The sequence below is a fragment of the Streptomyces atratus genome, assembly GCF_040655115.1.
Classification (GTDB): domain Bacteria; phylum Actinomycetota; class Actinomycetes; order Streptomycetales; family Streptomycetaceae; genus Streptomyces; species Streptomyces atratus_D.
In genome coordinates this window covers 122394-135057 of the sequence record NZ_JBFAJH010000012.1, presented here as the reverse complement: position 1 = coordinate 135057, position 12664 = coordinate 122394, and the positions used below count along the sequence as shown (strand labels likewise).

Here is a 12664-nt window from a genome sequence, read left to right as displayed (position 1 = left end):
CCCTACCGGTGGGCGGGGAACTCCACCACCTGCTGACAGGCCGGGCGGTTCTGCCAGTGGATCGCCTTCTGGCTGATCCCGCCCGGCGCACGGTGGACGATCGAGTCCGTACACCACTGCTCGCCCGCGCTGCAGCTGTCGTCACCGGGGTAGACCTCGGCCGCCGGTCCGGCCGCAGCCTGCTTCAGGGTGGCGAGCAGCGCGTCGCGGCAGCTGCTCAGGTCACCGTTGCCGCAGTACGTCTTCGCCGGCGGGCCCGTGACCGGCCGGCCGAGTACCTGGCGCAGGTCCTTGTCGACGAAGCCCCACCAGCCGTACTGGAACGCCGAACCGCTGTGCGCACCGCTGGGCCCGTGGCCGGCCGCAGGGGACTCGTCGGTGGCGAGGTTGGTGGTCAGCGCCCCGTACAGACCGTCGCCGAGGCCCGGCCTGAACTCGGCCTCGACCAGCTTCGGCCACCACGCGTCCATGACGCCGTACCGCGTCGGCGTGGGTGTAGGTGTGCGAGCCGGGGCCGGTTTCCCTGCGCTGCGATCCCGAAGCGCGCCAGGACTCCAACTGCTGTACCACCGCGTTCGGTTCCGGGTCGGTGACCGGCTGGGAGCGGAGCACCTTCAGCAGTTCGGGGGGCAGCTGCTCGCCGCGTCCGAGCACCGTCCGACGTGGGGCGTCTCAGCCGATGGACGCACATCGCCTTTCGATGGAGCCGAAACGGGCAGTCGTACGTCCATACCTTGACGCCGAAGTACGAGCGACGGAGGTGGCAGTGCGATGGCCGGTTTCCGGAGTCTTGCGAGACAGGTCCGCGATCCGCGGGGTGACCTGGCGCTGCGGCGGTACTCGCTGCGCAAATGCCTGGAGCGATTCGCCCCCTACGGTCACCGGGCGACCTGGGACCACTTGTGCACCCGGCACGCGATGGAGCCCGAGGATCGGTCCCCCGACCCCGTCCGCCTGGTGCGCGCGTTGGAGGAACTGGAGGAGGCGCGGGCCGCGTGGCTCCGGTACGAGGCGGGGTTCGCCGAGCGCCGCAGGCGGGAGAAGCGCGAGGGGCTGCGCCGGCCGGGCGCGTTCGACGACTGGCACCGCCGCACCTGGGGCGGGAACGGGGTGGCGCGGTGCGAGGATCCGGCGGTCCACCCGTCCGCACCGCTCGCCGAGGTGCTGGGCCGGCTGATCTCCGCCCTGGAGTCGCAGCCGGGCGCGGCGTGCCCGGTGTGCGCGGAGACCGGGATCGTCTGGTGTCAGGACCTCGGCTGCGAGCCGTGGTCGGGGCCGGTCTGCACGGGCTGCGGCATCGTGGTCCCGCGGCCCGTTCTGACGCCGGGAGCGCTGGCGAGAGCGCGGCGGATCGGGCCGAGGGACCTGGCGTCGGCGGCATGAGGGGAGCGGGGGCGACGGTACGGCGGCGCCCCCGGCCGTGCGGACGCTCCCTACGGACAGCTCGGCAAGCGGCGCTCCGGCATCAGGCGCGAACCGCTGATCGTGTCGCCGGAGATGTCGTTCGGGTTGGAGAGCACACACGTCTCCAGCGACAGGCAGCCGCAGCCGATGCAGTCGGTCAGATGGTCACGCAGCCGGCCCAGCTGTTTGATCCGTTCGTCCAGTTCGGAGCGCCACGCCTCGGACAGCCGCGCCCAGTCGTCGCGGTTCGGGGTGCGCTCCTCGGGAAGTTCGGCCAGCGCGTCCCGGATCGTGGCCAGCGGTATACCGACCCGCTGCGCCGCACGGACGAAGGCGACCCTGCGCAGCGCGTCCCTGCTGTAGCGCCGCTGGTTGCCGCTGGTACGGCGGCTGCTGATCAGGCCCTTGGCCTCGTAGAAGTGCAGGGCCGACACGGCGGCGCCGCTGCGCGCGGAGAGCTGGCCGACCGTGAGTTCATGGAGTGTCTGTGGGATCTGGGGCACCCCTCCCACCCTACGCGGCCGCCTCCGCACCGGGCCGTCGTTGACAGGAACGCACCGCCCAACCATGCTGAGCAAGCGCTTAGACAGGAGGCGATGGATGACGACGGACGGTCGAGAGCGGGAAGGCAGGACCAGGGACATGGCAGAGCCGAGGATCTTCACGTCCGCGCAGGAGCTGCGCGACGGGGTGGGCGAGCAGCTCGGGCACAGCGAGTGGCTGGAGATCGACCAGAAGAGGGTCGACCTGTTCGCCGAGGCGACCGGGGACCACCAGTGGATCCATGTGGACCCGGAGCGGGCCGCGGCCGGGCCGTTCGGCACGACGATCGCGCACGGCTACCTGACACTCTCCCTCCTTCCGGCGCTGGTCCCGCAGGTCATGCGGGTCGAGGGCATGAAGATGGGCATCAACTACGGGACCAACAAGGTCCGCTTCCCGTCCACGGTGCCGGTGGGCTCCCGGCTGCGCGCGACGGCCGTCCTCAAGGACGTCGAGGAGGCGGGCGGCGGCGTCCAGGTCACCGCGCTCGTCACGGTAGAGCGCGAGGGCGGCGACAAGCCGGTCTGCGTCGCCGAGTCGGTGTCGCGCTACTACTTCTGAGCCCGCAGACCGGACAGTTCCCGCCCCCGGCCCGCGACCATGCGCAGGACGAGGTCGGCGTAGAGATCGCCGACCTCATCCGGCGTACGGCTCCCCTGCGCACTGAACCAGCGCGCCACGTCGATGCAGAGCGAGAGCACGGCGAGCGTGGTCCCCGGGATGTCGGGAACGTCGAACTCCCCCGCCCGCACGCCCTCACTGATGATCCGGCGGATCACCGCGTCGCTCTTCCTGCGCAGGGCGACGATCTCGGTGCGGTGTTCCTCACCCAGGGCGTCGAGTTCGTACTGGACCACGCGGGCGGTGGTGTGCTGCTCGGCATGCCAGCGGACGAAGGACCGTACGGCGCCGGCGAGCCGCTCGGACGCCGTGCCGTCACTGTCGGCGGCCGCCTCCAGGAGCAGCAGGGCGCGGTCGTGACCGATCCTGCTGATCCGGTGGAGCAGCTCTTCCTTCGTCTTGTAATGGATGTAGAGCGCGGCGGGACTCATCCCGGCGCGGCCCGCGATGTCACGGGTGGTGGTCGCGTGGTACCCGCGCTCGGCGAAGGCGTCGACGGCCGCGACGAGGAGCCTCCTGGCCGCCTCGGGCGTCACCTCGCCCCACGGCGAGCTCTCGCCGCCGGTCTCCTCCGCCGTGCTCATCGTCACCGACCCCTTCCTTTCAGCAGGACGAACACCATACCCCGAAGCTGAGCAAGCGCTTAGGGGTCCGACGGGTGAGATCGTCAGAGCTTCTGGAAGGGGTCGTGCTGCGCGAGGATCTTCTCCAGCCGGGCCTGGTCGACCCGGCTGATGATCTGCCCCGCCTCCTGACGGTCGCGGATGACCTTGGCCAGGGTGAAGCAGGACGTGACGAGGTACAGGACGCCGACGGCGAGGAAGCCCCGCACCCAGGCGTTCGCGTCGAGGAAGTAGATGCCGAGGGTCACCGCACCCATCGCCACCCCGAAGGATGCGACGGCCTGTCCGTAGAAGGCCGCGGTGCTCTGCTGCTTGACCGATGTCGTCTCACTCATGGTGGACAGCATCGGCCGCCGTGGCGCCCGCCACATCGGTTCCCGTACTCAGTCCGGTACTCAGACGCCCATTCGGGTGAGACGACCCAGAAGGCGGAGACCCCCGTCAGTGCGCGGCCGGTGATCAGCTTCTGGATCCGGCCGGCGCCCTCGGAGAGCGTCGTCACCCTTCGGTACTCCCGTTTTTAATTAGCACTGCTAGTTTTTTTGTTCGCAGGCCCTACTATGTGCCGCATGGCCCGACCGCGCAAGCCCCTCCTCAGCAGAGACCGCATCGTCGAGGCGGCGAGCGCCCTCGTGGACGCCGAGGGACTCGAAGCCGTCTCCACCCGGCGGCTCGCGGCCGAACTGGGGGTCAGCGGGCCCTCGCTCTACAACCACTTCCGCAACAAGGACGAGATCCTGGACGCGGTCGCGGACTCCGTCTCCGCGCAGGTCGATCTGTCGATGTTCGACGAGGACGACGGCCGCGACTGGCGCGCCGCCCTGCACGACTGGGCGGTCTCCTATCGTGCGGCGCTCGCCGCGCACCCGCACATCGTCCCGGTGCTGGCCCAGGGCCCCGGTCGCCGTCCGGCCGGGCTGCGGGTCGCCGACGCGGCCTTCGGTGGCATGGTCCGCGCGGGCTGGCCGCCCGCCCAGGCCACGTACATCGGCGCCCTGATGCGGTACTTCGTCACGGGCTCGGCGCTGGGCTCGTTCGCGCGCGGCTTCGTGGACGACGAGACGGCGTACGACCCCGCCGACTATCCGCACCTCGGTCAGGCCCATCTGCTGGCCGACCGCCGCCAGAAAGTCGACGAGGGCGCGTTCGAGACCGGACTGCGGGCGATCCTCGACGGGCTCGCCCTGCAGTACGAGCGGCGGGCTCCCGCGGCCACGGTTCGGCCGGTGCCGAAGCATTCCTGACGCATTCTGGATACATGGCACTCATGGCACCCCCCGACCCGGCCGCGCCCCGCCTCGCCGCCCTGGCCGCGCTCCTCGCCGACGAAACCCGCGCCTCGTTCTGTCTGGCCCTGCTCGACGGGCGCGCCTGGACCGCGGGTGAGCTGGCGCGGTACGCGTCGGTCGCGCCGTCGACCGCCAGCGAACACCTGGGAAAGCTCGTCGCGGGCGGGCTGCTGACCGAGGAGCGGCAGGGCCGCCACCGCTATCTGCGGCTCACCGACGAACGGGCCGCCCACCTCGTCGAGGACCTCGCCGCCCAGGCCGCGCCCGGCGACGGGGAACGGCCGCGCACCCTGCGGGCGGCGAGCACCAGCAGCGCACTGGCCCGCGGACGCACCTGCTACGACCATCTCGCGGGCCGGATCGGCATCGCGATCGCGGACGCCATGACCGCACGGGGACTGCTGCGGCAGGACACCGGCTTCGCGCTCACCGAAGCGGGCCTGAACTGGTTCGGCGAGCTGGGCATCGGGCTGGACACCGGGACGCGGCGTCCGCTCGTACGCGGCTGTCTGGACTGGACGGAGCGCCGACCGCACCTGGCGGGGATCGCGGGCGCCGCGCTGTGCAGGCACGCCCTGGACACCGGCTGGTGCGTACGGATCGGCTCCGGGCGGGCCGTGAAGGCGACCGCGGACGGGGAGCGGGCGCTGCACGAGCACCTCGGGATCGAGCCGGAAACAATTCGGTGAGGACCGAAGCGTTCCCCGCTTAGAGTCGGGTCCATGACGACGACACCCATACCGGCCTCCGCGGCGACGGCCACCATGCCCGCAAACCGTGACTGGCGGGCGATTGCCGCGGCGTGCACGAGCGTGGTCCTGTGGGCCTCCGCCTTTGTCTCCATCCGCAGCGCGGGCGACTCGTACTCCCCCGGTGCGCTCGCCCTCGGCCGGCTGCTCGCGGGTTCGCTGATGCTCGGCTCGATCCTTCTCGTACGCCGCGAGGGGTTGCCGTCGAGGGGTGCCTGGCCGGGCATCCTCGCGTCCGGGCTGCTCTGGTTCGGGCTCTACATGGTGGTGCTCAACTGGGGCGAGCAGCAGGTCGACGCGGGCACGGCCGCCATGGTCGTGAACATCGGCCCGATCCTGATCGCGCTGCTCGGCGCCCGGCTGCTCGGCGAGGGGCTGCCGCGCATGCTGGTGATGGGTATGGCCGTGTCGTTCGCGGGTGCCGTCGTGGTCGGTCTCTCCATGTCGGGGCACGGGGGTTCGTCGGTGCTCGGGGTGGCGCTCTGCCTGCTCGCGGCGGTGGCGTACGCCGCCGGGGTGGTCACCCAGAAGCCCGCGCTGCGGCACGGCTCGGCCCTGCAGATCACCACGTACAGCTGTCTGATCGGTACGGTCGCCTGCCTGCCGTTCTCCGGTGTGCTGGTCTCCGAGGCGGCCGACGCACCGCTCTCCGCGACCCTGAACATGGTCTACCTGGGCGTCTTCCCGACCGCCCTCGCCTTCACCACCTGGGCCTACGCCCTCGCCCGCACCACCGCCGGACGGATGGGCGCCACCACCTATGCGGTCCCCGCACTGGTGGTGCTGATGTCATGGCTGCTGCTGGACGAGGTGCCCGCGCTGCTCACCGTCGGCGGCGGCCTGCTCTGTCTTGCCGGGGTGGCGGTCTCCCGCACGCGTCCGCGGACCGGACGGACGCGGAACAGTCCGGCACAGCCGGTGGAGGGACGCCGAGATGACGCGGAGCGCCAGGAAACCGACCGGTCCCGGGAAGAAGCGGAAGAAGCAGTCCGGCAGGACTGACGACGAGCAGGCCCTCGCCCGGGCGGCCCGCCACGGCGGCGCCGAGCTCGACGACTTCGAGGTGATCGACCGCGGCGACGGCGACCCGGTCCTGGTGACCCCTCGGAGGGCCGGGCGCGCGAGGACCACCCGTACGACAGCAAGCTCGGCCGCAAGGCGTACGAGAAGACCACGCCGGAGGAGCCGGCCTGAGGGCTGTCCGTAACGGCCTCCCCCGCGACAGGGAGTGAGGAGGCCGTGGTCCCTGACGGCACACCCCTCAGAACACCACGAGCGCGCGACCCCCCTTGCCCGCGACCATGTTGTCGAAGGCCGCCGGGATGCCGTCCAGCGCGATCCGTTCGGTGACCATCATGGAGAGGTCGAACCTGCCCGCCCGGATGTGCTCGGCGAGGACCGGCAGGTCGCGGGCCGGGTCGCTGTTCCCGTACACGCAGCCCGTCAGCGACCGGCCCCAGTGGAAGATCTCCAGGGCGTTGAAGGTCACCTGCTGGTCCTTGCCTCCGATACCGACGACCGTGGTGCGGCCGCCGCGGCGGGTGGAGTCCCAGGCGCCGCGGATGGTGACGGGCCGGCCGACGCACTCGACGGCGACGTCCGCGCCCCGTCCGCCGGTGAGCTCGCGAATCGCGCGCGGTGTGGTCCCGGAGGCGATGACGTAGTCGGAGGCGCCCGCCGCGCGGGCCAGCTCCTCCTTCTCCGGGGAGACATCGACGGCGATGATCTTCGAGGCTCCGGCGATCCGGGCGGACTGGAGCACGGCGAGACCGACGCCACCGATACCGAACACGACGACCGTCTCGCCCGCCCGGACCCGGGCGCAGTGGTGGACGGCGCCGTATCCGGTGAGGACCGCGCAGCCGAGCAGGGCGGCGTCGGTCAGCGGGACGCCGTCCGGGGCGGGAAGCACACAATTCGCGGCGACGACCGTCTCCTGGGCGAACGCCGCGACGTTCAGGCCGGGATGGAGTTCGGTGTCGTCGGCGGTACGGGCGTGGATGTTGCCCGCACCCGTGAGGGCGTTGGCGCAGAGCCAGACCTCGCCGATCCCGCAATGGTGGCAGCTGCCGCAGGACGGCGCCCAGTTGAGCACGACACCGTCGCCGGGCGCGACATGCGTGACGCCCTCGCCGACGGAGAGGACGGTGCCCGCTCCCTCATGACCCAGGACGGCGGGGACGGGCACCCGCATGGTGCCGTTGGACAGGGACAGATCGGAGTGGCAGACCCCGGCGGCGGCGAGACGGACCCGCACCTGGCCGGGGCCGGGCTCCGGGAGTTCGATGTCGGTGACCTCCAGGGGAGCTCCGACGGCGGGCAGTACGGCGGCGCGGACCACGGACCGGCTCCTTGCTGATCGGGGTGCATCGGGGGGTGTTCAGAACTGGAGGGACTTGGTCTGGAGGTACTCGCCGAGGCCGTGCGAACCGAGCTCACGGCCGACGCCCGACTGCTTGTAGCCGCCGAACGGCGCGAGCGGGTTGAACCGGCCGCCGTTGATGTCGACCTGCCCGGTGTCCATCCGGCGGGCGAAGGCGACGGCCTCCGCGTCGTCGGCGGCCCAGACGGCGCCCGCGAGCCCGTACACCGTGCCGTTGGCGATCCGGAGAGCGTCGTCCTCGTCCTCGTACTTCAGGATCGAGACGACCGGACCGAAGATCTCCTCCTGGGCAATGGTCATCTCCGGGGTGACATCGGCGAACACGGTGGGGCTCACGTAGTACCCCGTCGCGAGCGGCGCCTCGGGGCCGCCGGCGACGACGCGGGCGCCCTCCTCGATGCCCTTCTCGATGTATCCGCGCACCCGGGCCTGCTGCTTCGCGTTGACGACGGGACCGACCCGCTCCCCCGGCACGTACTTCGCGACGGCCGCGGCGGCGAGGGCGACAGCCTCCTCGTACCGCTCGCCGTCGACGAGGATCCTGGTCCAGGCGCTGCACGTCTGGCCGGAGTTGGACATCACGTTGGCGACGCCGGCATTGACCGCCTTGGCGAGATCGGCGGAGGGCAGGATGACATTGGCGGACTTGCCGCCGAGCTCCAGCGCGACGCGCTTGACCGCGCCGCCGGCGGTGGCGCCGATCTGCTTCCCGACGGCGGTGGAACCGGTGAACGAGACCAGGTCGACGTCCTCGTGCGCGGCGAGGGCCTGTCCGGCGACCGGGCCGAGGCCGGTGACCAGGTTGAAGACACCGGCGGGCAGGCCGGCCTCCTCGGTCGCCTCGGCGAAGAGCTGTGCGGTCAGCGGGGTGTCCTCGGCGGGCTTGAGGACGATCGTGCAGCCCGCGGCGAGTGCGGGAGCCACCTTGGCGACGATCTGGTGCAGCGGGTAGTTCCACGGGGTGATCGCCCCGACGACGCCGACGGGCTCCAGCAGCACGGTGGAGTTGCCGTGCTGCTCCTCGAAGGCGTACGACGCGGCCAGCTCGGCGTAGGACCCGGCGACCAGGATCGGCACGCCCGCGTGCACCATCTGCGACAGCTGGAGTGGTGCGCCCAGCTCCGCGGTGACCGTGGCCGCGATCTCGTCCTGACGGGCCACCAGGACGTCGCGCAGGGCGGCGATCCGTGCGGCACGCTCGGCCGGCAAGGTGGCGGCCCAGCCGGGGAACGCGGCGCGGGCGGCCCGTACCGCGGCGTCGACGTCCTCGGCCGTGCCCGCCGGGACATGGGCGATGACCTGCTCGTCCGCCGGGTTCACGACCGCGATCGTGTCCGCGCCCGCTGCGGGGCGCCACTCCCCGCCGATGTACATACCGTCGTGGGCCTTCATGGCATTTCCTCCCGGGCAGGCGTACGGGCGATGTCGTCCGCACCTCAAACTAGCGGCGTTAGTTTTTTGGCGCCAGAGACGCCCGTCAGGTGCGGCCCGGCAAGTCACCCGGGGTCAGGGGGTGTCCGGCGGGGTTGTTCGCGGTGAAGGCAGGCCCGTGGGACGGACTGGGAACCGGCTGACCTGCCCGCACCAACCGGTCAGCCCAGACCCGCGGGCTCGGTGCCGGGGCGCTCGAACTGGGTGCGGTACAGCTCCTCGTACCGGCCGCCGGCCGCCAGCAGCTCCTGGTGGGTGCCGCGTTCCACGATCCGGCCGTTCTCCACGACGAGGATGAGATCCGCCGCCCGTACGGTGGAGAGCCGGTGGGCGATCACCACCGCTGTGCGTCCTTCGAGCGCCTCCACGAGAGCTTCCTGGACGGCCGCTTCGGAGGTGTTGTCCAGGTGGGCGGTGGCCTCGTCGAGGATGACGACGCGCTGGCGGGCCAGCAGCAGCCGGGCGATGGTCAGCCGTTGGCGTTCGCCGCCGGAGAGCCGGTAGCCACGTTCACCGACGACGGTGTCGAGTCCGTCGGGCAGCGAGGCGACCAGTCCGTCCAGCCGTGAGCGGCGCAGGGCGTCCCAGAGGTCCTCCTCGGTGGCTTCGGGGCGGGCGAGGAGAAGGTTGGCGCGGACCGACTCGTGGAAGAGGTGGCCGTCCTGGGTGACCATGCCGAGTGTGTCACGGAGCGTGTCGGCCGACAGGTCGCGTACGTCGATGCCGCCGATGCGTACGGCGCCCTCGTCCGTGTCGTACAGCCGGGGCAGCAGCTGCGCGATGGTCGACTTGCCCGCGCCGGACGATCCGACGAGGGCCACCGTCCGTCCCGGTTCGGCGCGGAACGAGACCCCGCGCAGCACCTCGGCGCCGCCGCGGGTGTCCAGAGTGGCGACGTCCTCCAGCGAGGCGAGGGAGACCTTGTCGGCTGACGGGTAGCCGAAGCGTACGTCGTCGAACTCCACGGAGACCGGACCGTCCGGGACCGTCCGTGCATCGGGCTTCTCCTCGATCAGCGGCTTGAGGTCGAGGACCTCGAAGACCCGCTCGAAGCTGACGAGCGCGCTCATCACCTCGACGCGCGCCCCGGCGAGTGCGGTGAGCGGCGCGTACAGCCGGGTCAGCAGCAGGGCCAGGGCGACGACGGCGCCCGCGTCCAGCTGCCCGCGCAGCGCGTAGAACCCGCCGAGCCCGTAGACCAGGGCGAGTGCCAGCGCCGATACGAGGGTGAGTGCCGTGATGAACGCGGACTGGGCCATGGCCGTACGGACACCGATGTCGCGCACCCTGCCCGCCCTGGCGGCGAATTCGGCGGACTCGTCGGCGGGCCGCCCGAAGAGCTTGATGAGCGTGGCGCCGGGCGCGGAGAAGCGCTCGGTCATCCGGGTCCCCATCGCCGCGTTGTGGGCGGCGGCTTCGCGCTGGAGCCTCGCCATCCGTGTACCCATCCGACGTGCGGGCAGCACGAACACGGGCAGCAGCACCAGCGCGAGTACGGTGATCTGCCAGGAGATGCTGAGCATGACGCCGAGGGTGAGCAGCAGCGTGACGACATTGCTGACGACGCCGGACAGCGTGTTGCTGAAGGCGCGCTGGGCACCGATGACGTCGTTGTTGAGGCGGCTGACGAGCGCGCCGGTGCGGGTGCGGGTGAAGAAAGCGATCGGCATGCGCTGGACGTGATCGAAGACCGCGGTGCGCAGGTCGAGGATCAGCCCTTCGCCGAGGGTGGCCGAGAGCCAGCGACCGACCAGCCCGAGCCCCGCCTCCGCGACGGCGATCACGGCGATGAGCACGGCCAGCCGCGTGACGGTGCCCCCCTCCTTGCCGTTCACGATCGCGTTCACCACGCGGCCGGCGAGGACCGGGGTGGCGACCGCGAGCAGCGCCGTGGCGACGCTCAGCAGCAGGAACAGGGCGACCCGTCGCCGGTGCGGTCGGGCGAACGCGGCGATGCGCCGCAGAGTGGCTCGGTCGAAGGGGCGTCGGTCCTGCTGCGCGTTCATGACGTTGTGGAGCTGCGTCCACGCGGTGGCTTCCATGCTCATGGAATGAACGTACGACCTCGACCCGGCTTGAGGTCAACGTACCGCTCCAGAGCCTTCCCGAAGGCAAGGCCCTGGAGCGGTGCGGCTCAGACGTCGAGCCCCGGGATCTCCTTCGGCAGGGGGCAGATCCGGCGGCCGTGGTGGTCGAAGACGTACAGGTGCGCGAGGTCGATGAGGAGCGGGACCTGCCCGCCGATGCGCAGTCGCATGTCGGGACCGGTGCGGACGACGAGGTCGCCGGCGGTGATCGCGGGGCGGTCGGGACCGCGGGGGGCGGGGAAATCGGTGTCGGGGCCGGGTTCGTCGAGGGCGACGACGGGGCCGCTGATGTGGCCGGTCGCGCGCTCCTTCAGCCGTTCCAGTACGCCGACCCCACCACCACCGACGGCGGCGCGGCGGCGGCGACGGCGCGGGACGGCTCTGTCGGGGCGGGCCGATTCGAGATCGGGCACCACGGCGGGCCGTGACCCGGTGTTGAAATGGACGAGCGCCTCGTGGCCCTGGTACTCGACGTGTTCGACGATGCCGCTCAGCGCGACCTCACCGGGGCGGGCCTGGCTGGGCGGGGCGATCCTGGCCGCTTCGGAGCGGAGTCCGACGATGATCTGGCGGCCCTGCTGAATGCGGAGCAACTGGTGGTCGGGGCTGAGCGGTTCGGGCAGCGGCAGCCGCTGGCGGCCGAGGTCGATCGACATGCGCCCTTCGAGGGGTGCGTGGACGACGGCCTGGAGGAGGTTGATGCGGGGGGTGCCGATGAACGCGGCGACGAAGACGTTCTCCGGCAGGGCGTAGACCTCGCGGGGCGGGCTGACCTGCTGGAGCCGTCCGCCGCGCATCACAGCGACCCGGTCGCCCAGCGACATCGCTTCGGCCTGATCGTGCGTCACATAGACGGTGGTCACGCCCAGTTCCCTGGTGAGCTGTGATATTTCGGCCCGAAGATGGTTACGGAGCTTCGCGTCGAGGTTGGAGAGCGGCTCGTCCATCAGGAAGGCGGAGGGCCGGCGCGAGATGGCCCTGCCCATGGCGACCCGCTGGCGCTCGCCGCCGGAGAGCTGACCGGGGTAGCGGTCCAGGACGCTCTCGATGCCGAGCATCCTGGCCGTGTTCTCGACGTGCTCCGTGTTGTCCTGGCGCGGGTTCTGCAGCTTCAGCGGGAAGCCGATGTTGGCCCGGTTGGTCATGTTCGGGTAGAGCGCGAAATTCTGGAACACCATGGCCATGCCGCGTTCGCGGGACGCCACGTCGTTGGCCGGCTCGCCGTCGAGCAGCAACTCCCCCTCGGAGATCTCCTCCAGCCCGGCAATCATGCGGAGCACGGTCGATTTGCCGCACCCCGAGGGGCCGAGCAGGACGACGAACTCGCCCGGGTCGATGGAGAGTGAGAAGCGGTCGACAGCACGCTGGGACCGTCCGTACGTCTTGCTCACGTTGTGCAGGGAGATCGCGCGAGTCATGTGGTTCCGCCCGGGAGAAAATGAGGTGGAGCGGTGGGGGAGCGCTGCAGTGGGCTGAAATTAGCCCACCACCCCGGGTGGTGGGAATGACTCGCGCACAGGTTGCGGCGCAAGAG

The 12664-nt window shown here is 71.3% G+C and carries 12 protein-coding genes and 1 pseudogene; 5 read left to right on the top strand and 8 right to left on the bottom strand.

Annotated elements, in window-relative coordinates; all coding sequences use genetic code 11:
* Window positions 1–2: 2 nt before the first annotated feature.
* Window positions 3–645 (bottom strand): annotated as a pseudogene (locus tag AB0I23_RS16835) (penicillin acylase family protein); the annotation flags it as partial.
* A 126-nt stretch (window positions 646–771) separates the two neighbouring features.
* On the opposite strand from AB0I23_RS16835, the gene AB0I23_RS16830 reads away from it, so the two are divergent.
* Window positions 772–1383, top strand: a complete 612-nt coding sequence (locus AB0I23_RS16830) for a hypothetical protein (protein WP_359109925.1) — start codon at window positions 772–774, stop codon at window positions 1381–1383.
* A gap of 50 nt (window positions 1384–1433) precedes the next feature.
* On the opposite strand, the gene soxR is transcribed toward AB0I23_RS16830, so the two are convergent.
* Window positions 1434–1907, bottom strand: a complete 474-nt coding sequence (gene soxR / locus AB0I23_RS16825) for a redox-sensitive transcriptional activator SoxR (RefSeq protein WP_359109924.1) — start codon at window positions 1905–1907, stop codon at window positions 1434–1436.
* Window positions 1908–2046: 139 nt separating this feature from the next.
* Here soxR and AB0I23_RS16820 point away from each other — a divergent pair, with 139 nt between their 5' ends.
* Complete coding sequence (locus AB0I23_RS16820; RefSeq protein ID WP_266987489.1) at window positions 2047–2508, top strand: MaoC family dehydratase; 462 nt, start codon at window positions 2047–2049, stop codon at window positions 2506–2508.
* Here AB0I23_RS16820 and AB0I23_RS16815 read toward each other — a convergent pair.
* Window positions 2499–3152: a TetR/AcrR family transcriptional regulator gene (locus tag AB0I23_RS16815; RefSeq protein ID WP_359109968.1), complete on the bottom strand. Its 654-nt coding sequence runs from the start codon at window positions 3150–3152 to the stop codon at window positions 2499–2501. The genes AB0I23_RS16820 and AB0I23_RS16815 overlap by 10 nt on opposite strands.
* An 83-nt stretch (window positions 3153–3235) precedes the next feature.
* Window positions 3236–3526 carry a YiaA/YiaB family inner membrane protein gene (locus AB0I23_RS16810; protein ID WP_359109923.1) on the bottom strand — a complete coding sequence of 97 codons (291 nt, stop codon included), beginning with the start codon at window positions 3524–3526 and terminating at the stop codon, window positions 3236–3238.
* A 234-nt stretch (window positions 3527–3760) separates the two neighbouring features.
* On the opposite strand from AB0I23_RS16810, the gene AB0I23_RS16805 reads away from it, so the two are divergent.
* The 3 genes from AB0I23_RS16805 to AB0I23_RS16795 are packed head-to-tail and all read left to right on the top strand — an operon-like array spanning window position 3761 to window position 6231.
* Window positions 3761–4435 carry a TetR/AcrR family transcriptional regulator gene (locus AB0I23_RS16805; RefSeq protein ID WP_359109922.1) on the top strand — a complete coding sequence of 225 codons (675 nt, stop codon included), beginning with the start codon at window positions 3761–3763 and terminating at the stop codon, window positions 4433–4435.
* A gap of 14 nt (window positions 4436–4449) precedes the next feature.
* Window positions 4450–5169 (top strand): ArsR/SmtB family transcription factor, encoded by a 720-nt coding sequence (locus AB0I23_RS16800; RefSeq protein ID WP_359109921.1) that lies wholly within the window; start codon window positions 4450–4452, stop codon window positions 5167–5169.
* Between the two features lie 33 nt (window positions 5170–5202).
* A complete protein-coding gene (locus AB0I23_RS16795; protein ID WP_359109920.1) occupies window positions 5203–6231 on the top strand; it encodes a DMT family transporter in 1029 nt (342 codons plus the stop codon).
* A 259-nt stretch (window positions 6232–6490) separates the two neighbouring features.
* Here the strand turns inward: AB0I23_RS16795 and AB0I23_RS16790 are convergent, their stop codons facing one another.
* From AB0I23_RS16790 to AB0I23_RS16775, 4 genes are all read right to left on the bottom strand, one after another.
* Entirely contained in the window at window positions 6491–7570 is a 1080-nt protein-coding gene (locus AB0I23_RS16790) for a Zn-dependent alcohol dehydrogenase (RefSeq protein WP_359109919.1), read from the bottom strand.
* Between the two features lie 39 nt (window positions 7571–7609).
* A complete protein-coding gene (locus tag AB0I23_RS16785; protein WP_359109918.1) occupies window positions 7610–9004 on the bottom strand; it encodes an aldehyde dehydrogenase family protein in 1395 nt (464 codons plus the stop codon).
* Window positions 9005–9204: 200 nt separating this feature from the next.
* The gene (locus tag AB0I23_RS16780) at window positions 9205–11091 is read right to left on the bottom strand and encodes an ABC transporter ATP-binding protein (protein WP_359109917.1); all 1887 of its coding nucleotides are present in this window, start codon (window positions 11089–11091) and stop codon (window positions 9205–9207) included.
* Window positions 11092–11177: 86 nt separating this feature from the next.
* Window positions 11178–12548, bottom strand: a complete 1371-nt coding sequence (locus tag AB0I23_RS16775; protein ID WP_359109916.1) for an ABC transporter ATP-binding protein — start codon at window positions 12546–12548, stop codon at window positions 11178–11180.
* Window positions 12549–12664 lie beyond the last annotated feature (116 nt).

Bases quoted from the DNA above. Each gene is read 5' to 3' on its own strand.
- AB0I23_RS16830 (WP_359109925.1), top strand. From the start codon at position 772: ATGGCCGGTTTCCGGAGTCTTGCGAGACAGGTCCGCGATCCGCGGGGT.
- AB0I23_RS16820 (WP_266987489.1), top strand. From the start codon at position 2,047: ATGGCAGAGCCGAGGATCTTCACGTCCGCGCAGGAGCTGCGCGACGGG.
- AB0I23_RS16815 (WP_359109968.1), bottom strand. From the start codon at position 3,152: ATGAGCACGGCGGAGGAGACCGGCGGCGAGAGCTCGCCGTGGGGCGAG.
- AB0I23_RS16810 (WP_359109923.1), bottom strand. From the start codon at position 3,526: ATGAGTGAGACGACATCGGTCAAGCAGCAGAGCACCGCGGCCTTCTAC.
- AB0I23_RS16805 (WP_359109922.1), top strand. From the start codon at position 3,761: ATGGCCCGACCGCGCAAGCCCCTCCTCAGCAGAGACCGCATCGTCGAG.
- AB0I23_RS16800 (WP_359109921.1), top strand. From the start codon at position 4,450: ATGGCACTCATGGCACCCCCCGACCCGGCCGCGCCCCGCCTCGCCGCC.
- AB0I23_RS16795 (WP_359109920.1), top strand. From the start codon at position 5,203: ATGACGACGACACCCATACCGGCCTCCGCGGCGACGGCCACCATGCCC.
- AB0I23_RS16785 (WP_359109918.1), bottom strand. From the start codon at position 9,004: ATGAAGGCCCACGACGGTATGTACATCGGCGGGGAGTGGCGCCCCGCA.
- AB0I23_RS16780 (WP_359109917.1), bottom strand. From the start codon at position 11,091: ATGAGCATGGAAGCCACCGCGTGGACGCAGCTCCACAACGTCATGAAC.
- AB0I23_RS16775 (WP_359109916.1), bottom strand. From the start codon at position 12,548: ATGACTCGCGCGATCTCCCTGCACAACGTGAGCAAGACGTACGGACGG.